This window comes from Mycoplasmopsis canis PG 14 (assembly GCF_001553195.1).
GTDB lineage: Bacteria > Bacillota_I > Bacilli_A > Mycoplasmatales > Metamycoplasmataceae > Mycoplasmopsis > Mycoplasmopsis canis.
In genome coordinates this window covers 726,334-750,039 of sequence record NZ_CP014281.1, presented here as the reverse complement: position 1 = coordinate 750,039, position 23,706 = coordinate 726,334, and the positions used below count along the sequence as shown (strand labels likewise).

Below are 23,706 nucleotides of genomic sequence, written 5' to 3'. Positions count from 1 at the left end.
TTACATTATTTTTCGAAAAAAAGGCAATAAAAAAATGGCGATCACGAGAGGATTCGAACCTCTGACCACAAGCTTAGAAGGCTCGTGCTCTATCCAGCTGAGCTACGCGACCACGCAAATAAATTTTAGCATAATTAAATAAAAAAATAAAAAAATTCAATATAATTTTTTATAACTTAAGTATTATTAAGTTTTTATGCTTGTGAGGTTGAAATGGAAACAAAGAAAAAAAGAGTAGTTATAGGTATGAGTGGAGGGGTTGATTCTTCAGTTGCGGCCTACTTATTAAAACAACAAGGATATGATGTTGTTGGACTTTTTATGCGAAATTGAGATAGTTTAGCTAATAATGATATTTTAGGTAATAATACTCTTGATTTAAATGTATGTACACAAGAATTAGATTATAATGATGCTAAAGAGGTAGCTAAAAAATTAAATATTCCTCTTCATAGAGTAGATTTTGTTCATGAATATTGAGACAATGTATTTCAAAATTTTATTGAAGAATATAAAAAAGGAAGAACTCCAAACCCAGACATTTTGTGTAATAAATATATAAAATTTAATTCATTTGCAAATTATGCGTTTGATCAATTGGAAGCAGACTACATAGCGATGGGGCATTATGCTAAAGTTGAAAATGGTCATTTATATAGAGCAAAAGATGATAATAAAGATCAAACATACTTTTTAGCTCAATTAACTAATGAACAACTTAAGAGAGTTATTATGCCATTAGCTGATTTAGAAAAACCTGAAATAAGGCAAATAGCAACAGAACTTGGTTTAGTAACAGCTAACAAAAAAGATTCTACAGGAATATGTTTTATAGGAGAGCGTAATTTTGGTCAATTTTTACAAAATTATATACCAGCACAAGAAGGTGATATTATAGATATTACCACTAACAAAAAAGTTGGTACACATGTAGGTACATTCTATTACACAATTGGTCAAAGAAAAGGATTAAATTTAGGTGGAATGAGTGAGCCTTATTACGTATGTGGACATGATGTGGTTAAAAATATTTTATATGTTGCCCCAAGTTCAAGGCCAGAATACTTGTTGTCTGATAGTTTAATTGCTTCTGGATATACATTTAACAATACAGAATTTGATAAAAGTAATTTAAGCGCCAAATTTAGATACAGACAAAAAGACATTCCGGTAACGATAGAGTTCTTGAACGAAAATCAAATAAAAGTATTTTATCCTTCAACCTCTTCTGCCGTAACACCTGGCCAACAAATAGTATTTTATGATGGTGATAAATGTATAGGTGGTGCTACAATAGATGAATTATTTATGAATAACAAAAAAATAGATTATTTATAGGAGAAATGTATGAATTCAAAATTAATTAGAGAAAAGTGATTAAAGTTTTTTGAAAGAAATAATCACTTTATAGTTCCTTCAAAAAGTTTAATCCCTCAAAACGATCCTTCTTTATTATGGATAAACAGTGGTGTAGCTACCCTGAAAGATTATTTTTCTGGTAAAAAAATACCTCCTTCAAGAAGATTAACCAATTCACAAAAAGTTATTAGAACAAATGACATTGAAAATGTAGGTGTTACTGCAAGACACCATACCTTTTTCGAAATGTTAGGAAACTTTTCTATAGGTGATTATTTTAAAAAAGAAGCAATTGATTTTGCTGCTGATTTTTTAATTAATGAGCTCAAGTTAGAAAAAGAAAAACTTTATTTCACATATTATTTTGAAGATTTAGAAACTAAGCAAATGTGAATTGACAATGGTTTTGATGAATCTCATATGATACCAGGGGGCAAAAAAACAAACTTTTGAGAAGTTGGTTCAGGGCCTTGTGGACCTAACACAGAAATTTTTTATGATAGAGGATCAAAATATGATCAAAGAGGTATCGAGCTACTTAAAGAAGATTTAGAAAACGATAGATATATCGAAATTTGAAATATTGTTTTTTCAACATTCAATTCAGATGGTGAAGGAAATTACACTGAATTAAAACAAAAAAATATTGATACTGGATCAGGACTTGAGAGAATTGTTTCGATTATGCAAGATGCTCCCACTAATTTTGATACAGATTTATTTTTACCAATAATTCATGAAATAGAAAAGTATACATCATATAGATATGATGTTGAAAATTATTTTAAAAAAGATGAAAAACAATCAGAAATTAATACGTATTTTAAGATAATTGCTGATCATATGAGAACTGTCGTTAATGCAGTGGCAGACGGGGCTAAACCTTCAAATGTAGGTAGAGGTTACATTATTCGTAGACTAATAAGAAGAAGTTTATATGTTGCAATGCTCTTAGATATTAAAGAATCAATTTTACACAAATTAGTTGAGGTTGTTAAGTCAACATTACCATATGAATATGAACTTGAAAATATAGTAAAAACAATAATAGATGAAGAAGAAGCTTTCTCAAAAACTGTAGAAAACGGTAAACAACTTTTAAATGAACACATTAGCGATAATGTAAAGGTATTTGATGGAGCACTAGCGTTTAAACTTTTTGAAACTTATGGATTTCCAATTGAGTTAACTGAAGAAATTTTATCAAGAAAAAATATAAAAGTTGATTTTGATGCATACAACGATGCTAGAGAAAAACATGCTGAAGCAAGTAGAGGAAATAAAGTTTCTGGAATGGATAAAGTAATAAATTCTTTAGCATTAATAAAATCAAAGGTTGATACTTTTGTTGGGTATTCACTTACTGAAAATGAGACAAAAATTTTACATCTCCTTGATTCTGAAAACGAAAAAGAAGAAAACAAAGGAATTTCTTACTTAATTTTAAAAGAAACTCCATTTTATGCAACAAGCGGTGGGCAAAAACATGATAGAGGTTATATCGTACAAAATGACCAAAAATTGTTCATAATTGATGTTTTTAAAGATAAATTTGGTAATCATATACATAAGGTTGAGGGAAGAATTAATAAAAATGACCCCGTAAAATGTTTTGTTGATAAAACAATTAGGCTAGGTCTTGAAAGAAATCACTCAGGAACACACTTTTTATTTAGTGCTTTAAGAACTGTGTTAGGGCCACAAATAAAACAATTAGGAAGTGATAACAATGAAGAAAGATTAACATTCGACTTCCCGGCTGATCAAAAACCGTCAGACGATGAAATCGCTAAGATTGAAAATCTTGTTAGAGAATACATTAAATTAAAATCTGATAGACATTATTTAATAATGACTACTGATGAAGCAAGGGAAATTGGTGCTATAATGACCCTTGAAGAAGCTGAATATATGGATCCTAAAGCAGTAAGAATTGTAAAATTTGATAATATTACTGCCGATTTATGTGGTGGAACACACCTTTCTAATTCTAATAAGCTAGAAAACTTTAAAATAACTAATGTTGAAAAGAAAGCCGCCGGAGTGTTTAGAATTAGGGCAATTTCTTCTAATGACTTAGTAGATCAATACTTGAGTGATGAATTAGATAAATTAATAGTTGAATTCGATAAATTGCTAGAGAGAAACACTAAATTATCAAGTGATTATAATTTTGAATTAAATATTCCAGAAAATAAGGAAGAAGCAATTCAATATTTAAAAAATTTAATTGAAGAAGTAAGAAAAGATTATGTCAAATTATTGAAGGAAAAAGAGAATAATTTCACTTTTGATTATGAAAATATTGTTACACAAAATATAAAAGGGAATAAATTATATTTTTCAAGTAATCTTAATAAAGAAAATATTAAAACTGTAGCTACAACACTTAGAGAAAAATTCTTAGATACAACATTTATTTTAGTCTCAAATGATGAGAACCCAATGTTAGTTATTGCTTCAAAAATTTTAGATTCAAATAAATTAGCTCAACAAATTTTTGCTAAATTCAACGGTAGAGGTGGAGGAAATGCGATTTTATCAATGGGTAAAATCGCAACTTCAGAAGGAATTATTGATTTCTTAGAAAAAGAAGCGAAATGAGAAAATTAGGTCTAGATATTGGTTCTGCATCATGTGGTTTTGCAATTACTGATGAATCAGAAATTATCTCTTCATCATTGGTTAATTTAAAATTTATCGAATTTGATTTTGATCAAATTTATAATCAAATTCAGAAATATTTAGATGAATATAAAATTGATGGTTTTGTAATTGGCTACCCTTTAAAAATAGATGGGACTAAAAGTTCAACTACTTTAATGGTCGAGGATGTTGCTAAAGAAATTAAAAAAAGATTTGATCTACCTATCTTATTTATTAATGAACAGTATTCAACTAAAAAGGCTCACGAAGTAATGATAAGTGCAGGTGTTTCTAGACAAAAAAGAAAACTTCAAAAAGATAAATTAGCTGCTCAATTAATTTTGCAAGATTATTTAGAATATTATAGAAATAAATGAGGTAAATAATGGGATGAAAGACGCCATTAATGATTTCTGCTATTATTGCCGTAATCATCGGTTTCGCAATATACTTTGGAATCATATATTGAACTAAAAAATACACAAAAAAATATGTAGAAAAAGCTCAAAGAGAGGCAATTGAACAAATCAGAACCATGCGTAATGATATTGGCAGTTTGCCTTTTGAATTAGAAAATTATTTTAAATCTAAGGTTAATCCTTATGATATTGAGGGCATGATCAACACTATTTATCTTAATAAATATCAAGATAAATTAATATTATCAAAAAACGAAGAATTTGCCTTTGCTTCAATTTCGATGAAAACTCAAGGTAAAACCTTTTATCATTTAAAGGATTTTGATTTTGAAAAATATAACTCAGCAAGAATGGAAAAACCAGAGCTATTTCCAAACGATATAGAGTTATATAGTAATCAAAAAATAGATTTCATAGGTGTTTTTAATTCTAATTTTAGTTTAGAGGAAATTTTTGAAAGTTTTTTTGATAAATTAAATGAAAATGGAATGATTTGTGTTTCTTTAAATAAAGTTTCCAGAAAAGATGTTAACAATCTTTTAGAAACGTTAAAATATAAAAAAATAAACCATGAAATATCTTATTTTTCTACAAGATTTTTATTTATTACTAATAAAAAATCATAATTTATAGTAAAATAGGTAAATATAGATTAATTGGAGTAAATATGAGTGAATTAAATACAAAGAAAATAATTTTATCTCAAGAAAAATTTAACGAGTACAAAAAAGAGTACGATCGTTTAATAAATGTAGAACGTCCAGCAGTACAGGAAGCTCTTAAAGAAGCTCGTGCACAAGGTGACTTATCTGAAAATGCTGAATATGATGCCGCTCGTGAAAAGCAAGGTATCGTTGAAGGGCGTATTAAAGAGCTTGAATCTATTTTGGATCAAGCAGTAATCATTGAATCAAACGCTCACAGAAATGATGAAACAGTTGGAATAAACACTCGTGTTGAATTTTTAGATATTGATAAAAACGAAAAGAAAATAGTACAAATTACTGGTTCACATGATGCTGATCCTTTTGAGTCAAAAATATCAACAAACAGTCCTTTAGCTTCCGCAATGCTCGGAAAGAGAGTTGGAGATGAAGTCGAAGTAGAAGCTCAAAAGAAATTTATGATCAGAATTTTATCTGTTGAACACTTATAATAATTATAAATAACCGTATTTTACTATGCGGTTTTTTATAAAAACTAAAGAAGGTTAACTATGAAAAAACATAAAATGATTAAAGAAATATTATATTCACAAGAATTTATTGAAGAAAAGATAAAAGAATGCGCTAACTGAGTAAATGAAACATACAAAGAATCGAACGAATTGGTCATTGTTGCTTTACTAAAGGGATCTATTCCTTTTCTTGCTCAATTAATAAAATCAGTGGAAGTTGATCACTCAATTGATTTTATTACAGCAAGTAGTTATTCCGGTTCACATGCAACGAGCGGAAGTGTTAAAATTATTATGGATTTAGCACAAGATATAGAGAATAAAGATGTATTAATTGTGGAAGATATCATAGATAGTGGAATTACTTTAGCCAAAATTAAAGATTTATTAATGAGCAGAAAACCCAATAGTTTTAAGATTCTTACATTGATGGATAAACCGCATAATAGAAAAGTCGCACTTAAAGCTGATTATTCTGGTTTTCTAGTAGCAGATGAATTTCTAGTAGGTTTTGGTTTAGATTATAAAGAAAAATTAAGAAATTTACCATATATTGGAATTTTTGATAAAAAATACTTATAATAAAAGTTATGAAATTGTGTAAAAATGTGAAATTTTTACACTTTTTTATTTATTTTTTAATTTTATGGTATTATTTTCCAATAATGAAAGGAAGAAAATGGAAACACATAAAAAAATTGGTTTTTGATTATCAATAGCAATGATTATCGGATCTGTTGTTGGTATTGGTATTTTTTTTAAAAACGGATCTATTTCACGTGCCGTGGATGGTGATGGAGCAAGTTGATTAATAGCTTGAATATTAGGGGGTATAATATCAATTGGTACTGCACTAAGTTTTTCTGAAATAGGCTCTTTTAAAGACGGAAAATTATCTGGACTTAGTAATTGAGTTTATAAGGTTACAAAAAGCGAGAAATTAGCTTATCACAATGCCTTAGGGTATGCAATATTTTATTGGGGTATATTAAATACAGTTATTGGTATTTTTTCCTCTGAAGCTTTTTTCTTTTTCTTAAAATTAACGGGAGTGGCTTTAGGTAGTTTAGTTACAGTTTGAACTCATGTACTTGTAGGACTTATTTTTACAGCATTCTTTGTTACTATGAATATTATGTCAGCAAGAGTTTCTGGAAAATTTCAATTTATCATAACAATTATTAAATTTTTACCTCTATTTTTTGCTTTATTAATAGGTATTATTTTTCCTGAGACACACAATAACAATGGTTCTAATGCTTTTTTAAAACAAGCATTTAGTATTAAGGGTATTATTGTGGCTTTACCAGCTGTTTTATTTGCGTATGATGCTTTCTTGGTTTCTAGTTCTATTTCTAAAAAAACAGAAAACCCTACTAGAACACTACCTAAAGCAATATTGATTGGAATGATTTTTATTGTAATTCTTTATTCATTAATTGCAATTTCTTCAATTTTACACTCATCTGGAACAATACATGGACTTATAGCCGATGCTTTACCATCAAGATTAAAAGACCAAATTGCTGCTATTATTATATTTTTCGTCTTTTTATCTTCTTTAGGTGTAGTTAATGGTATTTCTTCTGCATTTGTAAATGAAATGCACATGTTAGTAAAAAACAGATTACTTTTTGGATCTAAAGCTTTATTAAAGAAATTTAGTGAATGAAAAACAACTATTTTTTATATTATTACAGTGGAAAGTTTTTATCTCTTAACATTTATTCTACCAAGCATTGTTTTAGACACGGATATTCTGATAGATGGTATTTCGAACTTTACAACATTATTTTTCTTTGTAGTTTATGGACTTGTGATTTTTGGTTATACAATAAAAAGAAACAAGCATAATGAAACTAAAAAAATAAATAATATTTTATTCTATGCAGGTGCTATTATTTCGATTTTTGGTATTTTATTTGTAGAGGTTTCGTATTTATATTTACAATTTGAAAATCTTTCAAGCGATAAAACTAACCCTTCTGGTTGAGGAGTGTTTTGGGATAATGAAAAGGGAAGCTTAATTAAAAATTATGTTCCTCTAGTTGTGTATTTAGTTACTTTAACATTTTTAATTTCGATGCCTTGATTAAATTATGCTATGGAAAAAATAGTTTTTAAAAGAGATATTATCAAAGATTTATTAAATCAAAATGAAGAGTATACTTACTTTAGCCATGAGTAAAATTAACGACCTTTTTTGGTTGTTATTTTTTTGCTTGTTATCTATAAAAGTAATTCGACAAAAAATAATATATAATTATATTTGAGGTGAAAATGAAAATAAAAGAAAAAGATTTTTTTATATTTTTTAATATAGCATTTTTAGGCATTTTGTTAAGTTTATTAATAATGATACCTTTATACGTTAATTGAGCGCATAACTATAATTTGCAATTTACTGAAAACACACCTGAGGCATTAAAATCGAGAGTAGATTCAAGTATATCTTACTTAATTTCTTTTTTATTAATCTATGTTTCGTTATTTCTTGTTTGAATAACACAAGTATTTATTCTTCTAAGAAATAAAAACGGAATTTTAAAAAGTTTATTTCCTATCTTGTTTTGAAAGAAAAATAACATTATTTTACATAATGAAAATAAAGTAAAAGAAAGAAACAGTTTAATACTTAGTTTAATCATCTTTTCTTTGTCTATTATAGCTATTTGACTAAGTGTTTCATTTAATTTTGTTCCTTGAGCTTTTTTTGTTTATTTTTCCTTTTTCATTGTAATAGGTGTTCAATATTTTTATTGTTGATTTAAATTTATTAATATTTTAAGAGCAAAATAATTATAAAAAATATCAGTTTTACTGATATTTTTTTGTTTTTAATAACCACTAAAAGGTATAGCAAATAAGAATAAAGAAATTAAAACATTTATGATAATAATCATGAAAAGTGACTTTTTCTTTCTGGCCAAGTAAAAAGAAAAACTTATGCCTAATACAACATACACTTTCAACAATATATTTCTATATCCAACAAAGAAGTTTTTTGATGAATCATTTATTTTTATATAATCAACACCAGTACCTTTGTTAAATCCTATTTCTGGTAAGATAACACTTAAAAATAATTGCACAGCTAGAGAAAGCATGATTCCTGCTACAATAGGTTTCATTACTATTATCATATTCTTAACGTATGAGTTTGACTTGAATTTGGTAATATATTTCATAGCTAGGACCATTACTATAATTGCTGGTATACAGAATACTAAATAAGTCAAAAATACAGCAATAAAGCCTCATCATTCACCTTTCGAAACTAAATAACCAGTTAAAAACCCGAATTTAGTAGACACAACGCCTGGTGTTGCGTTAGAAACGGTAAATACTTTGTAAATAACTTGATCATCAATATTGAGATTGAACAAACTGTTTAAAAATTTTCATAACCATTCAAAAACCGGCATGAATACTTGTCCGCCACCGAAAACTGAAAGCGAAATTATAATAAGTAGTGGTATGGATAAAATTAACGCTAAAATCATTATTTATCACCACCCTTTTTATTTTTCAAAATAAAATAAATAATTGTATATATTGATATTACAACTAAAATTGCAACAATCGGTATATTGTATGGGCTGGGTATAAATAACGAATAAGAAAAAGAGAATAAAAATATAAGAATTCAAATAGGTGTTTTAAAAGTATCTTTAGATTGTTTTATGAATCTATAACCAAAATCTATTAAAAAAGCAATAATGGAAACCAAAACACCTACTGAAATAATTTTTATATATTGAGTTGGAATTTTGTTAAATAAAAGTAATAAACCAAAAGCCATCATTACGTGAGGGAATATTGCTACTAGAGTGACTAAAGTTCCTTTTAATTTACCTAATAATTTTATTGATATATATGATATTGTTTGTATAACAGAAGCTCCTGGTAGCATGTTAGTCACGATCACAATCTCATCAAATTCATTTGGTGTTATCCAGCTGTTTTTATCTACAACTTCTTTTTTTATAACTGGCATTAATGCATTTCCACCACCAAAACCAATAAAGGTTATTTTTATTATAAATCAAAATAATTTTCAAAAACTAACTTCTTTTTTCATAATTACCTCAAAAAAATATTAGCCAGTGGCTAATAATTAATCTAAATATAATGGTGTATAAATAATTGATAATAGATAGTATAGAGTATATGTATCAAGCATAAAATCATTATACATTTTTCTAATAACTTTTTCTTTATTTAAGCTTCTTGGTATGTCCATAAACATAAAGCCCATATCTGTACTAAATGAAAAATATATTTCTTCACCTGTTGAATATACTTTGAAATTTTTGACCTTTGAATTAATATTATCTCTTAACCTTTTAAGTGATAACTCCATAGAAAGAGGAGTATACATCATTCTTGATTTTATTTCATTATCAGAATGCATTTTAAATATTTTATTAAATTCTTTATTTTCAAACTGAATTTTCTTTAAACTTGAAAATCAATTGTCAAATGTACCATTAAATAAAGTGAAAGCAAATCCTTTATCACCAAGAGCGTGAGTATTAATTTTTAATAATGAACTATTGTAAAAAGTTTCGTGAGTATTACCTTTTCTGTCAACTTTAACATGTTTTCATAAACTATTAACTAAAAAAGTTGGATATTTATTATCTATAAATCATTCTGTTTCTTTTGATACATCTATTAAAAAAGCTTCAGCTGGCATACTTGTTCTATATACTGAAAGTTCTTTTTTATTAATTCCTAGATGACTATTTTTGGTTTCATGGTTAAATCCTAAGTAATTAAAATTAGGATCAAGAACATTAAAGGCCTTTTTATAAAACTGCTCTTCATCAACGCTTGAATTAACAACACCAAATATGTCTGACTTTATTTTTGATAACAAAACAAAAAATACTATTCCTACAATTATTGATATAACTAAAAAAATAAGTAATGCAAGATACGCTGCGCCTTTTTCAACCTGTGCCATAAAAAGAACAATCATAAGAACTACAAATAAAATTGATGATGCAACGGCTGATCACCCTAATGCTCTATATAATTTAACCTTTTTAAAATCACTTGAAGAAAAAGCTTTTTCAACAATGTTTTTAAAATATGGAATTGCTATTTTATCTATCTCTTCTTTATATTGAGAAAAACTTTTATAATCTTTTACTATTCTCATTTCTTCTCCTTTTATATATATTTTAATTATACATCAAAAAAATAATATAATTTATTTATGAAAAAAATAGAAGATATACTATTTATTTCTACAACGGATACAGTTGTTGGTATAGGTGGTATAGTGAGTGATGAAACCTTGGATGCTATATACAAGGTAAAAAAGAGAGAAAGGAATAAAAAAATAATTATTTTGGTTTCTTCATTAGAACAAGCCAGATCTTTTAAAGAGTGGACAGACGAAGCAAACGAACTTGCAAAAAAAGTGTGGCCAGGAGCAGTTAGTATTATAGTTAATAATCAGGGATTTAGAATGCCTAATCAAAAGGGATTACTAGAGTTAATTGATGAGATAGGCCCTATTTATATGTCAAGTGCAAATTTATCTGGACAACCAGTTATTAAAATAGAAGATTCAAAAAGTGTTTTCCCTTTTATTACTAAAGTCTATAATTTTGGTATGCCTTCAGGAAAACCTAGCAAAATAATAAATTTAGACACAAACGAGATTATAGAAAGAAGTTAAATTCTTTCTTTTTTTCTTATTATTTTTTACTTATAACGCTTGTATATAGTGTTAAAAGTATTTTTAAAGAAAAAAGTAAAAAATTTAAAAAATACACTTGATTTGGAAAAATAAAAAAGTATAATTTTCATGAAAATTATAAAAAGAGATTTTGTCTAGTTTTGTGATTTTCAACAAGATAATGCTGAAAAAGAGCATTATTCGCAGCATTTAACTAAATGCTGAACAATCAAAGTGGTGCCTTTAAAGTCAAAAATAATTAAGGAGCTATTATGAAAGAATCGAAAAACGTTGTCCCAATTACATGAAGCATTTTTAAAAGAGTTTTTGGGTTAAATCCTTCTATAATTTTTAATGGGGAAAAAATCGTAGAATACTTGGAGAAATACTTAAACAACAAAAATGATTATGAAGAAGACATAGATGAAGACCTTGAAGACTCTTCTTCTATTATCAATTATGCTTTAATAGATGAATTAGGGATAGAGAGTATTTCTAAGCAATTACATGAGTTAAATCTTATAAATTCAAAGGAAGAAATAGAAACTTATATTGAAATCTTTGCATCTAATTTTTTTCAGTACAAAAACAAAGCTGAAGACTTTATTATTAATGAATTAAAAATTGAACAACAAAACTTAAAGGTTGTGTCAGCAACCTTAAAGCAAGAATTAAAAATTGAACAAACAAACAAACATTTAGAAGATGCAATAATTAATAAGAAAAATATTTTTATATTAAATCCTGTTTTTTCTTATAACGAAAAGGATGAACAAACCGAATTTAAATTCATAGCTAGCCCGTTTGGCGTGCATGTAAATAATGGCAAAATAGACTTATACTTACTTTCATATACCTCTAAATCAAAAGGTGAGACATATTTCCAATCATTTTATTTATATTGATTATTAAAAAACATTGGGGTAGAAATCAATAGAATAAAAAATATTATTATAGATCCAAGAACAAAAATTTTTAATAGTGTAAAAAAAGGGCAATTAAATTTTGTTATAACAGAATCCGCAAATATGAGCTCTACAGTTTCAAAAAGCAAATCAAAGGGATACATAGACTACATAAACGATATTGAATTTGTTATGAAAAAAACTGGATGAAACTTACTTGTTAATAATGAAAAATTTATAAACAAAGATTCATATAACTGACCAATCTCATTAAGAGAAACTTCCTGTGAAAATAGTTTTGTTCACTGTGCTATAAATAAGAAGATATTATTAAATGAACTAAGTATTAATAAAATTCTTTATAACGAAAATCAAATAGATGATTTAAACATTTTTTATGATAAGGTAAAAGACGACTTAAACAATACTAAGTATAGTGGTTCCGATAGATGAAAAAATCTATATTTAAGTTTTGAAAGTGGTAATCTTTGAAATAAACAGGTTTCAGTACCATCATTAAAAGAAGAAACAAAAAGCTCTTTAAAAGAGCATTATATTTTTCAAGACTTCAAATGATATACAAGTGTCATAAGAAAAGCTTATAAAGAGTTTAGTAAGGAATTAAATATTGATGCTTTATTATTTTTTGGATATTGGTTTAATTCTGATGGAGAACTGACCAATTCAATTCATCAAATAAATTACTGATTGGAAAATGAAAAAATCAATTACAAAATCAATATCGATAGATTTGAAATATCTAAAGATTTCATTAAAGAAAACAAACAACTAACTTTTTTATTAAGGGAACTTATTTTGAAAAGAGAAAATCTTGAATTTATCAATTATTCAGGAAATTTCAAAAAAGTAAAAAACGTTAGAGAAATTGTTGCATTAAAAGAAAGTATGGATGAATTTAAAATGATTCCCAACACTTTCGACATAAATGCTTTAAACGTTATTAAAAAATTGCACATAAAAGATAAAAGAATATCTTGATATGATTACGAAGGTTTATCTGATATTTTTCCGCCAATTGATGGTGTAGATAGTTATAATCAAACCGTTTATCAAGTTTCAGTTATAATTACGCAAAACGGTGTTGAAAAATCAGTAGAAAATATTGTTAAAGATCCAAAGCACTTTACTTATAATGATTATGTGGAGATTATAGATTCAATATATGCTAATGGAGCGGATTATTTCGTTGTTTTTAATAAAGGATATGAAAATACTCGTAACTCTGAAATGTTAAGAATGATAAAAAATAAAATCTTTACAGAAAATGATGAGGCCTTTATAGAATGACTCAAAAATAGATATTCTGCCAAAGATAAACAAGAAGCTTTCTTGATAGTAGAGCAAAGAATAAAATGAATAAATGAAAACACTATTGACCTAGCGGAAGTTTTTACTCCTAAATCAACAGAAAAAATGCAAAACAGAAGTATTGACAACATTTATGAATTTGAATTGAAAGATTCTAAGTTTATTTTCAAAAAAGCTAATGAAGATTTTTTGAAAATAAAAAAAGTTGCATATTTTCAGATTTCATATTTAAAATTCTTTTATTCAATAAAAAAAATAGAAAAATATATTACAGAAAACAACATTCATTTACCACACATGATAACTCCTTATTCGTCATTAAAAATTCAAAAGGGTACTATGGCAATGAGTGAGGCAGTTAATAGATTTCTTGAAGCTACTAACGATGCTGTATGAGAAACAAATGTTGTTCCCGAATTAAAGAAATATTGTGAAAACGATGTTAGAGCAATGATAATGGTTTATGATTTAATTATGCATGCAGCAAGACAAATATTTTCGAATTTAAGCGAGTTTGAATATAAATTGATTGATACAAATAATTACGTTGCAAATAATGAATATAAAGTTGTAAATAACGAATTAAAATTTGGGGAATAAAATTAAATTAAGAAATTGTAACTTTTGTTGCGATTTTTTTATTCAAAAAAGTTATAAAAAGTTAAATGCTCACATTTTTAATATATAATATTAAATATTCAATAGGAGTTATGATGACAAACAAAAAAAAGAAACCAATGAGAATACAGAGAATAGAAATAATTTCTGAAATATATACAACACAGTTGCTTGACGAAAAATTGAGTTATAAACAAATTGCTGAAAATAACCCTGAATTAAATTCTGAACAAATTCTAAAATTAAGTCAAATTGAAAAAAGGTTAGATTTTATTCAAAGAATATTCTTAAAGTTAATTAATAATGACTGACCTTGAGAAAGAATGAGTCCACTAATAAGAGCTATATTAATTAATGCAGCAAATGAGTTTTGATATCTTGAACCAAAAATAGTGATAAATGAAGCTGTAGAAATAACCAAAATGTTTTTTGGTACACCTGAAGAAGATGGTCGTGAAACAATAGAAAATAGATTGTACAAATATGTAAATGCGCTGCTACAAAACTTTTACAAAATTCTTCTAAAATTAGAGTCAGAATCAAGATAGATGAGTTTTTTTGACACAATTTACTTTAATAAAATTCAAAAAAAGATTGATTTTGTAACAAAAATATTTGTAGAATTAAAAATATTAGAAAATTATAAAAATAATATTAACATTGAAAAAAAGATGAAAGAAATGTTCTATATTGATGAATTTATTTATGAATTTTGTGATAATTTTTCTTATAATGAAAAAAATTTGGAAACCAATAGGAATATTATTAATAACTTCTTTCTATTTTTCTTTTATCACCAAATTTTTAAAAGAAGGTTATATTGAACAAAAAAACAAAATAACCTTAATTTAAAGAGCAAAATTCATTCAATACCTTTTAATAGTAAGAAAAGATCATATTATTATAATTTTTTGAGTGAATTTCAACATATAAATAATTACAATATTTATCTAAGAAAAATATTAAAAAAGGTTTTATAACATGAATAATAAAATTAGAGAACAATTTCCTATACTTAATGAAATTACTTATTTCGATAGCGCTGCTTTAGTTTTGAAGCCTAAAATAGCAGTAGATGCTATAAGTGAATTTTACACTTCAAAATCTATTTCTACTAGAACTGCAGATACACCTATTGGGAGTTTAATAAATAGTAAAATCGATTCTGTTAGATCTAAAATAGCTTCTTTATTAGATGCGGATGCTAATGAAGTTATTTTTACAAGCGGAACAACAGAATCTATTAATTTATTTGTTAAAATGTTTGGCAAATTATTAAAGGAAAATGACGTTATTTTATTAAATTCGTATAATCATTCATCTAACATTATTCCATGAATTGAAATAGCAAAAGAAACAAAAGCTATAGTTAAAATGAGCGAAAATTTAGTATCAGATATCAGAACTCTTAACAACATTAAAATCGTTTCCTTAAGTCAAGAAACAAATAATTTTGCACAAGATTTTAACCTAAACGAAATTTATCAAGAGGCATCAAAAAAAGGCATATATGTTTTTAATGATGCTGCACAAGCTATTTCACATCACAAAGTTTCTTTAACTAATTCGCATGGTATCGCATTTAGTACAAATAAATTTTATGGTCCAACAGGCCTTGGTGCTTTAGTTATTCAAAAAGATTTATTAAAAAAATTATCTCCTGCAAAATTTGGCGGGGGAACCGTTAATGAAATTAATAAAAATTTAGCTTGAACTGCCAAGACTAATATAAGAGCATTTGAACCAGGCACTCCTGATCTAGCGGGAATTTATATGTTTGATAAGTCATTAGATTTTTTTAATTCAATAGGTTACGATAAAACACAACAAATTCTTAGAGATCTTTCTTATTATCTACATGAAAAATTATCAAAATTAAAAAATGTTGAAGTTTTTTCTAGGCCTGGTGATTTTATTTGTTTACTTAATGTTAAGGGGATACATCCACAAGATGTAGCTACTTATTTAGGGTCAAAAAATATTTACACAATTTCAGGAATTTTTTGCGCCCAATACTTAAGAAATCTACATTCAGAGCATTCATATTTAAGGATTTCTCTAGGAATATACAACAATTATCAAGACATAGACAAACTTGTCGAAGAATTAGAAAATGGAGGCGACTTTTATGCATTTTAATCCAAATGAAGCTAGAGAATTAATTATGAAGCACTATAGATACCCTGATAATAAGCAAGTTATAGAAGGAGAATCTATAACTAGTTTTAGTAATACATGCGCCGACAAACTTGAATTAAAGTTAGAGTTTGATAATAATATTCTTGCTAATGCAACATTTAACGGTATTGGTTGTGCGGTTTTTTTGTCATCAACAGATATCTTGCTAAATGTTTTAAGAGGAAAAACAAAAGAGGAAGTCAAATTAATTTTAGATATATACGAAAAATTTTTAGATGAGCAAGAACTTTCTAATGAGGAAATTGATAGATTGCAAGATTTATGAGTTTTCTTTAATGTAAAAAAACATTTAAGCAGAATGTCTTGTGCTCTATTAACATCAAATACAATTAAAAATGAAATCAAATAGCAAAGATTTTAGTTATATATTTCACATTGATTTTGATAGTTATTTTGTTAGTGCAATAAGATCAATACGACCAGAATTAATTGATAAGCCTGTTGTAGTTGCGAGAAATACCGTGCACGCAATAGCTATTTCTGTGAGTTATGAAATTAAAGAACTTGGTCATTCTGCAGGCGATAAAGTATATGAAATAAAAAAAACAGAACCAAGAACAGTAGTTGTTGAGTCAAGACATGATTTATATTCAACAATCTCTAGTGAAATTTTTAAATATTTAAAATCAAGATTCTCAAAAAAAATAGAAATTTCGTCAATTGATGAATGTTTCTTATTTTTTGACAATAATGAAATTCATAACGATGAAGAAGCTTTAATGACAGCTTTTAAATTACAAAAGGAAGTTATGGATAAATTTAGAATACCGCTTACAGTTGGTATTTCAAAAAATAAATTTTATGCAAAAATGACAACAAATATATCAAAACCTTTTGGAGTTGGTTTAACAAACCGTGAAAATTATAAAGAACGTTTTTTTAATTTAGATATCGAAAAATTTCACGGTATAGGCAGTAAGTTAGCTAATAAAATGAAAGAAAATGGAATATTCAAGATTGGCGACTTGTTAAAACACGATTTATCTAGCAAAACTTTAAGAGATATTTTTGGAACAACAGCATATAAATATATAAATGCTTTAGATATTGACTTGCAAGATGATTATAATTATGAAGAAGACATGAAGGGTATAGGTAATGAAGTTTCCTTTAAATCATCGACAAAGGATGAAGTCTTAATTGATGAAGCTCTAAACGAAATGATTCATAAAGTTTCATCCAGATTAAAACTTTATGAAAAAATGGGTAATATTGTCACTTTAGTTGTTAGAACACCTTCAAAAAAATGGATATCTAAACAAACGATACTGGATAGAAATGTTCAATCTTATGAAGACATTAGTCGTATCATATTTAAAAAGTTTGAACAACATTTTTTAGATAAAGAAATTTTAGGTGTAGGTGTCCGTATAACTGGTTTGATTGATAGTTATAATAATTTCGAAAAAGTTTCTTTACTAAGCGAAAATAAGAAAAATATATCTTTAATAGATAATATAATTTCAGAAGTCAAAAGTAGATCAAGAAGTAAGAATATATATACGCTTAGTGATCTTCAAAAGAAGCAAGATCGTGAAAATAGGTATGGAAAAGGTATAATAACAACAGGATTATTTAAGAAATAAGGAGAAAAATGAAAATAGGAATTTATGGAGGATCGTTTGATCCAATTCACAAGGGGCATATAGAAATAGCTAAATATGTTATAAAGGAGCTAAATTTAGATAAATTATTAATTGTTCCTACATATGTTTCGCCTTTTAAAAAGAAGAGTATATCAATTGAAGATAAAATCAATATGATAAATCTAGTCTTGGAAGAAAAAATGGAATTATGTTTGTTTGAAGCAAAAAGAAATACTATTAGCTACACAATCGATACAGTTAAATACATCAAAAACAAGTACAAGAACGATGAATTATTTTTAATTATCGGTTCTGATAATTTAAGCAAACTACATAAGTGAAAAGATATTGATGAAATTGCTAATTTAACTAAAATCGTTGCTTTAAGAAGAAGTTCAATAATAAATAAAACAAATTTAAAAAAATATAATGGAATACTTTTGAAAAATTCATATTTTGATTTTTCTTCATCCGAATACAAAAAAGGTTATTTTCACATGGTAGACCCCAAGGTCGCTCAATATATTCAAAGCAAGGGTTTATATTTAGAAGAAATTATTCACAATTTACTTAGTGCTTTAAGAGCAAAACATAGCATTTCTTGCGGAACATTAGCCGCTAATTTAGCAAAGGTACACGGTTACTCTGCTAAAAATGCATATATTGCAGGAATATTGCATGATATTGCAAAAGAATGGGATGAAGAAGAGTCGAGAGCCTTTCTCAATGATTTTGAACCAAGTTATAAAGATGTACCAAAACATTTTTTACATCAACATTGTGGAGCAGCATTAGTTAAACATGGATATTTGTTAGAAAATCAAGAAATTATTGATGCAATAAATTGTCATACGGGTATGAGAAGTGAAATGACAAAACTAGACAAAATTTTATTTATTTCTGACAAGATATGTGAAGGCAGAAGATTTCCTGGAATCCAAAAAGTAAGGGAGTTATGTTTTGCTAACCTAGATAAGGGTTTTGCTAAAGTTGTTAGAATAACATATGAATGAAATTTGTCTAAAGGTGTTAAATTTAGTGACGAAACTTTAAAAATATACAATAAATATATGGAGAAATAATGGAAAAAGAAAGAATTCAAAAACTTCTATCAATGTCTGGTGTAGCTTCTAGAAGAGAGGCTGAGTCCTTTATATTGCAAGGCAGGGTTAAAGTTAATGGGGTAGTTGCTAAATTAGGTGATAAGGCAAGTTATAGTGATGAAATATTGTTTGATAATAAACCAATTAACCCTGAGGAAGAAAAAGTTTATTTCGTATTAAATAAACCTCCAAAGACAATTTGCTCATTAAAGGACCACTTAGGAAGAACGCTTGTAACTGATTTAATTTCAACTCCATTTAAAATATTTCCTGTAGGTAGATTGGATTATGATACTACCGGTGTCTTGATATTAACTAATGATGGTGATCTTTCTAATAAGCTTCTTCATCCTAAGTATAAAATATTTAGAGTTTATAGAGCAAGATTGAACGAGCCCTTAAGTAAAAATGAATTAAAAGCGCTTAACGGAGTTGTTGTTGTTAATAATGTAGAAAGTCATCAAGATGTTATTCCGGCTGGTGAAGACAGTCCTAAATCATATTTAGTTGTATTATCAATGGGTACATATCACCACGTCAAGGAATTATTTAAAACCGTTAATAAAACAGTTTTAAATTTAAAACGAATTGAATACGCTGGTATAACAGTTGAAAAAATGCCTTTAGGAAGTTATAGAAAATTAACTTTTAAAGAAGTTAAAAATCTCAAACATTTAGTGAGAATACAAGAAGAAGAATTAAAAAAACTAGATAAAAAAAGTTAATGACTTGCGTAAAAAAAGCAAGTTTTTTTGTTTTTTATTTTTTGGTATATATTTTTTATTTTTTACAATATAATATGGTGACAAATATATAGGAGAAAATATGAACAAAAAAAATATAACAAAATCAACTTTTAAAGATGCTTTAAATTTCTTTAAAAAAGGCAACATTCTTTTATTGGCTATTGCATTTTTAGCAGGAGCCGTATTTAATGCTGTTGTTGCTTCTTTAGCAAACGACATTATTATGAGCGCGATTGCTGAATTAATTGGTGGTAAATCATTAAATGAGTGAAAAGTTGGAGGTATGCTAGTAGGTAAATTCTTAGGAACAGTAATTAACTTTGTTATTGTTACAGCATTATTATTTATTTTATTATTTACATACTTCTTAATTAGAAACATCAGAATAGCAAAAAAAGAAAAAAATGCACCAGCACCAGTTGTTGAGCCAGCAAAACCAACAGTTGAAGAGTTGATGTTAGAACAATTACAATCAATTAACGAAAAACTTCAAAAGTAGAAAACACGTAAAAAACGTGTTTTTTTATTTTTTTAATTCAAAAAATCAACTTTTTGTATTAATTAGAAAAGTCATATGCAAGTTGAACATGCATATGACTTTGTTTTTATGTATCCTGTAATAAAATAAATGTGCAAAAACAAGAAAGGATACATTAATATTATAATGAAAAATTTAGGAAAATGAATTTGTATTTTTGATCAATCAAAGAAAGAAAATAAATATACTCATTATGAAATTGCAGAAAATATTGATACTATTTGAAAGTTTCAAGGAAAATTAGAACTAACTAGAAATTTACAGAAAAAACAAATGGATATTGATTCAATTTATAATGCTTTATTTGAAATTAGCCAAGGTATATCAATTCAAAAAGCCTCTAGAAAAATAAAAAGAGATGTGAGAACAATAAAAAACAAAATTGATCTTATGACTAGTAAACATTCTAAAGATTTATTAAAATATCAAAGATTTCAATGTAACAATTGTTTTAAAAGAGTCACTAAGGTTAAAGTTATTCATTTTTCTAAAATATACGATCATTTATTGGATTATAGATACTCAAGATTGTTTTTCAGAAATACTAAGTTACAAGAAAAATGAGAACCATTTAAAGAGTATTGAAATGATATTAGACATAAATATAATAAATACAAAATCAAAAGAAATATTAAAGAAAAGATGCCAAAAACTTCTGTAAAGTTTTTGGTAAATTCTTTTAAGAAATCTCACATTGGCTTTAGCCCTTCTGTTAGTTCAGTGTATAAAAAGATGCAATCCTTACCATTTTATCTAGATTATGAACATATAATTAGAAAATCAGAAGGTAAATATATTAGGAAAACAACCAAGAAGACTAAATTAGTAACATTGAATAACGCTACCGAAATAACTAAGAGACCAAATTATATTAACGATAGATCAGAAATGGGCCATTACGAACTTGATACTGTAATGGGCAAAATTGATGATAAAAAGTGTTTAGTAACTTTGTTAGAAAGACAAACTAGAAAGTCATATGCTACAATAACCAAAAGAGGTTCAAAATATATTCATCAAGCTTTAAATAATATGATTAAAAAGTTTGGTTTAAATATTAAATCCTTAACTGTCGATAATGGTAAGGAAAATGTTTTATTACACAAAATCATTCCTAAAGACAGATTGTTCAAATGTCTTCCATATAGTTCATGGCAAAAAGGCTCCATTGAAAATATGCATAGATTAATAAGGTATTTTATTCCTAAAGGTAAAAGTCTTGACAATTATACTCAAGAAGAAATTGATTTTATGATGGAATGAATAAATAACTATAGAAAAATTATTAATCAACCTTAGATTATTTTAACCCCCCGCCCTTGATTTCAGACAAGGGAGCCTTACTTTTTGAAAAAGTAAGCAAAAGCGGCGAGAAAACTTTTAAAGTTTTCTATTTTCCTATACCTTTTTGTAAATTTAAAATTTGATAAAATTATTTTACAGTTTTTTTATTACATCCTTGCAAATGACTTTTAGAATATTCAAATCAACTTTTTGTAAAAAAATATTTATAGTTCTGTGTAGAATAACATGTATTTTGAGCTTATTTTTGAACATTTAACTCCTTATTTAGGAGTTAAATGTTTTTTCATTTTTTATTTATAGAAGTCTGCACTTTTTTGAAAAAAAGTGGCAAAAAACTTAAGCAAAAAAATTTTTTTATTTTTTTGCTTTTTTAAATTTATAAATTTACGCATTTTTTCTAAATTTCCCTACATCAAAAGAGCAATTTTTATTTTTAAAATTTTCATAAAAAATATTAAAATTATTATGCATCAATTCTTATATCATCATTGATGCTTCTGTGCAATGCTCGGAGTATGCTTAAGTATTCGGACATGATTTTATTAGCTTCAAGATTACTATCTTGCGCATTCACGGAAATACTATTAAATTTTGAGATATATAATTCAAGAGTTTTAAAAAATGAATTTGTTTTATTATAGATAAATGCTAGTTTCCCTACGGCTGGAATAGAGTAATCTAATCCTTTCTCTAAAGCTCACATTTCTGTTAAACTTAGATATTTTCCGTTAGGTTCCTTAGCAAAGTATTTTTTATCATTATATTTAAAATACAAATTATCATCCGAAGAATGCACTAATAAAACGTCAGAATTATAAGGGAAGATAATTCTTTTGTTATACATATCAAAGGCTGCGTAATTTTTACCTTGGTATCTAACAACACCATTTAAAACTTTTCTATTAATCTCTAAATCAACGGCTCAATTGCCGTTTTTCTTTCCCTCTTTTTGAAAAACATTTTGTTTAGAAATTATTTTTTTATTCCTGATATTGTAATAATTTTGAAATACTTCATTATTTTTCTTCAAATCATCAATATTTTTATATCCGTTTTCGTGAATAAGTAACGGATATTGGTCTAGTGATGTCCTAAAAGATCTTTCAACATGTGGTTTATGTTTTGGATTTGATGAACTTAGTACTTCTATTCCCTTTTTATTTAAAACTTTTTCAAAGACTGTTTGTGTGTTTTCGCTTCCTCAAAAACTTCTTCTTTTATCAGTATAGATTTTCTTTGGGAATCCATACTTTTTAAATACAATTTCTAGTAGTCTTTGATATCCTAATGTTGTTTCTTGTTCTTCGAATCATGCTGCTAACAATGTTCCTGTTGCTACATCTATTGCATGATAAAGATATAATGGTTTATCATTTTTCAAGTATGGTTCAAGTTGTGCATCAATCTCAACAATTTCGCCGAATTTTAGATTTTTCTTTAGATTTAAAACTTGTCTTTGTTTTTCGTTTTGTTTAATCTGTTGATAATAATTTTTTAATATCAATGTTATATCTTCTGAGGTTTTTTTCTTTGATAATCTTGCAACCCTTCTTCCTCTCTTGGTTGTATGTATATTAAATAAACCTAATTGATTAAATCTCTTAACTAAAGTTTTGTAAGAAATTTTTTCTCTTATAAAAGAACCATACTCAGAATTGAAGTATGTTTTAATTGAAAGTTGATTATTTGTTAGATCTCTATTCAAAATAAACTGACATGTTTCTAAATAATTTTTAAAGACTAATTCTATTTCTGCATCAGTTATTTTGTAATTTCTTTGATGATATTTATTTTTATGTGAGACAACAATTTCTTTTTTGCTTTTAATAACTTTTTTATATCTTTTTACAGTTGATAAACTAAGGTTTGTAATCAAGCTAAGATAAGATAAAGATTTTTCGATATTTTCAGCAATCAATTTTAAAGATTGTTGTTTTTTTATTTCAAATTTTGTTAAATTTTTATACTTAAATAAGTTGTGTGTTATTTTCATAAATAACTTATACCACTTTCTTGTTAAATAGGCTCATTTTATATGAGATTAATATGTGGCTCAAAATATATGTTATTACACACAAATCAAC

The 23,706-nt window shown here is 26.5% G+C and carries 23 protein-coding genes and 1 tRNA gene; 19 read left to right on the top strand and 5 right to left on the bottom strand.

The genetic code is table 4. The annotated features are described in order from the left end of the window. Positions 1–35: 35 nt before the first annotated feature. A tRNA-Arg gene (locus tag AXW82_RS02970) sits at positions 36–112 on the bottom strand. A gap of 101 nt (positions 113–213) precedes the next feature. On the opposite strand from AXW82_RS02970, the gene mnmA reads away from it, so the two are divergent. From mnmA to AXW82_RS02930, 8 genes are all read left to right on the top strand, one after another. After that, positions 214–1,338 (top strand): tRNA 2-thiouridine(34) synthase MnmA, encoded by a 1,125-nt coding sequence (gene mnmA / locus AXW82_RS02965; RefSeq protein WP_004795289.1) that lies wholly within the window; start codon positions 214–216, stop codon positions 1,336–1,338. Between the two features lie 9 nt (positions 1,339–1,347). Continuing rightward, the gene (alaS, locus tag AXW82_RS02960; protein ID WP_004795292.1) at positions 1,348–3,972 is read left to right on the top strand and encodes an alanine--tRNA ligase; all 2,625 of its coding nucleotides are present in this window, start codon (positions 1,348–1,350) and stop codon (positions 3,970–3,972) included. Further along, on the top strand, positions 3,960–4,391 hold the full coding sequence (ruvX, locus tag AXW82_RS02955; protein ID WP_004795295.1) for a Holliday junction resolvase RuvX: 432 nt from the start codon (positions 3,960–3,962) through the stop codon (positions 4,389–4,391). The genes alaS and ruvX overlap by 13 nt, the downstream gene beginning before the upstream one ends. Positions 4,392–4,411: 20 nt before the next feature. Further along, positions 4,412–5,050, top strand: a complete 639-nt coding sequence (locus AXW82_RS02950) for a BC85_0335 family putative methyltransferase (protein ID WP_237076667.1) — start codon at positions 4,412–4,414, stop codon at positions 5,048–5,050. Positions 5,051–5,091: 41 nt separating this feature from the next. Next, a complete protein-coding gene (gene greA / locus AXW82_RS02945; protein ID WP_004795304.1) occupies positions 5,092–5,580 on the top strand; it encodes a transcription elongation factor GreA in 489 nt (162 codons plus the stop codon). 60 nt (positions 5,581–5,640) lie between these two features. After that, positions 5,641–6,183 (top strand): hypoxanthine phosphoribosyltransferase, encoded by a 543-nt coding sequence (hpt, locus tag AXW82_RS02940; RefSeq protein WP_004795307.1) that lies wholly within the window; start codon positions 5,641–5,643, stop codon positions 6,181–6,183. A 97-nt stretch (positions 6,184–6,280) separates the two neighbouring features. Next, on the top strand, positions 6,281–7,789 hold the full coding sequence (locus AXW82_RS02935; protein WP_004795308.1) for an APC family permease: 1,509 nt from the start codon (positions 6,281–6,283) through the stop codon (positions 7,787–7,789). 92 nt (positions 7,790–7,881) lie between these two features. Continuing rightward, positions 7,882–8,400 (top strand): hypothetical protein, encoded by a 519-nt coding sequence (locus tag AXW82_RS02930; RefSeq protein ID WP_004795311.1) that lies wholly within the window; start codon positions 7,882–7,884, stop codon positions 8,398–8,400. Between the two features lie 38 nt (positions 8,401–8,438). Here AXW82_RS02930 and AXW82_RS02925 read toward each other — a convergent pair whose 3' ends face one another. From AXW82_RS02925 to AXW82_RS02915, 3 genes are read right to left on the bottom strand one after another with little or no spacing between them, the layout of a single operon-like run. Beyond that, positions 8,439–9,104 carry a chromate transporter gene (locus AXW82_RS02925; protein ID WP_004795313.1) on the bottom strand — a complete coding sequence of 222 codons (666 nt, stop codon included), beginning with the start codon at positions 9,102–9,104 and terminating at the stop codon, positions 8,439–8,441. Further along, positions 9,104–9,682: a chromate transporter gene (locus tag AXW82_RS02920; protein WP_004795315.1), complete on the bottom strand. Its 579-nt coding sequence runs from the start codon at positions 9,680–9,682 to the stop codon at positions 9,104–9,106. Before AXW82_RS02920 ends, AXW82_RS02925 begins: the two co-directional genes overlap by 1 nt. Before the next feature lie 36 nt (positions 9,683–9,718). Then, complete coding sequence (locus AXW82_RS02915) at positions 9,719–10,768, bottom strand: DUF3137 domain-containing protein (RefSeq protein WP_004795316.1); 1,050 nt, start codon at positions 10,766–10,768, stop codon at positions 9,719–9,721. A 57-nt stretch (positions 10,769–10,825) separates the two neighbouring features. Here AXW82_RS02915 and AXW82_RS02910 point away from each other — a divergent pair, with 57 nt between their 5' ends. The 11 genes from AXW82_RS02910 (at position 10,826) to AXW82_RS02860 (ending at position 21,616) form a co-directional block, all read left to right on the top strand. Beyond that, positions 10,826–11,293: an L-threonylcarbamoyladenylate synthase gene (locus tag AXW82_RS02910; RefSeq protein ID WP_004795318.1), complete on the top strand. Its 468-nt coding sequence runs from the start codon at positions 10,826–10,828 to the stop codon at positions 11,291–11,293. A gap of 272 nt (positions 11,294–11,565) precedes the next feature. Beyond that, positions 11,566–14,127, top strand: a complete 2,562-nt coding sequence (locus AXW82_RS02905) for a UU173 family protein (RefSeq protein ID WP_004795320.1) — start codon at positions 11,566–11,568, stop codon at positions 14,125–14,127. A 113-nt stretch (positions 14,128–14,240) separates the two neighbouring features. Then, positions 14,241–14,693, top strand: a complete 453-nt coding sequence (locus AXW82_RS02900; protein WP_004795324.1) for a transcription antitermination factor NusB — start codon at positions 14,241–14,243, stop codon at positions 14,691–14,693. Next, positions 14,694–15,125, top strand: coding sequence for a hypothetical protein (locus AXW82_RS02895; protein WP_004795330.1), 432 nt, complete (start codon positions 14,694–14,696; stop codon positions 15,123–15,125). Position 15,126: 1 nt separating this feature from the next. Beyond that, positions 15,127–16,284 (top strand): aminotransferase class V-fold PLP-dependent enzyme, encoded by a 1,158-nt coding sequence (locus tag AXW82_RS02890; RefSeq protein WP_004795331.1) that lies wholly within the window; start codon positions 15,127–15,129, stop codon positions 16,282–16,284. Beyond that, entirely contained in the window at positions 16,274–16,693 is a 420-nt protein-coding gene (locus AXW82_RS02885) for an iron-sulfur cluster assembly scaffold protein (RefSeq protein ID WP_004795333.1), read from the top strand. Before AXW82_RS02890 ends, AXW82_RS02885 begins: the two co-directional genes overlap by 11 nt. Next, complete coding sequence (locus AXW82_RS02880; protein ID WP_004795335.1) at positions 16,680–17,930, top strand: Y-family DNA polymerase; 1,251 nt, start codon at positions 16,680–16,682, stop codon at positions 17,928–17,930. The genes AXW82_RS02885 and AXW82_RS02880 overlap by 14 nt, the downstream gene beginning before the upstream one ends. A gap of 8 nt (positions 17,931–17,938) precedes the next feature. Beyond that, positions 17,939–19,012: a nicotinate-nucleotide adenylyltransferase gene (locus AXW82_RS02875; protein ID WP_004795337.1), complete on the top strand. Its 1,074-nt coding sequence runs from the start codon at positions 17,939–17,941 to the stop codon at positions 19,010–19,012. Further along, the gene (locus AXW82_RS02870; protein ID WP_004795339.1) at positions 19,012–19,758 is read left to right on the top strand and encodes a pseudouridine synthase; all 747 of its coding nucleotides are present in this window, start codon (positions 19,012–19,014) and stop codon (positions 19,756–19,758) included. The genes AXW82_RS02875 and AXW82_RS02870 overlap by 1 nt, the downstream gene beginning before the upstream one ends. A gap of 100 nt (positions 19,759–19,858) precedes the next feature. Beyond that, positions 19,859–20,278: a large conductance mechanosensitive channel protein MscL gene (locus AXW82_RS02865; protein WP_004795342.1), complete on the top strand. Its 420-nt coding sequence runs from the start codon at positions 19,859–19,861 to the stop codon at positions 20,276–20,278. A 165-nt stretch (positions 20,279–20,443) separates the two neighbouring features. Beyond that, on the top strand, positions 20,444–21,616 hold the full coding sequence (locus AXW82_RS02860) for an IS30 family transposase (protein ID WP_052746216.1): 1,173 nt from the start codon (positions 20,444–20,446) through the stop codon (positions 21,614–21,616). Between the two features lie 469 nt (positions 21,617–22,085). Here the strand turns inward: AXW82_RS02860 and AXW82_RS03645 are convergent, their stop codons facing one another. Then, positions 22,086–23,615, bottom strand: a complete 1,530-nt coding sequence (locus AXW82_RS03645) for a DDE-type integrase/transposase/recombinase (RefSeq protein ID WP_060913308.1) — start codon at positions 23,613–23,615, stop codon at positions 22,086–22,088. Positions 23,616–23,706 lie beyond the last annotated feature (91 nt).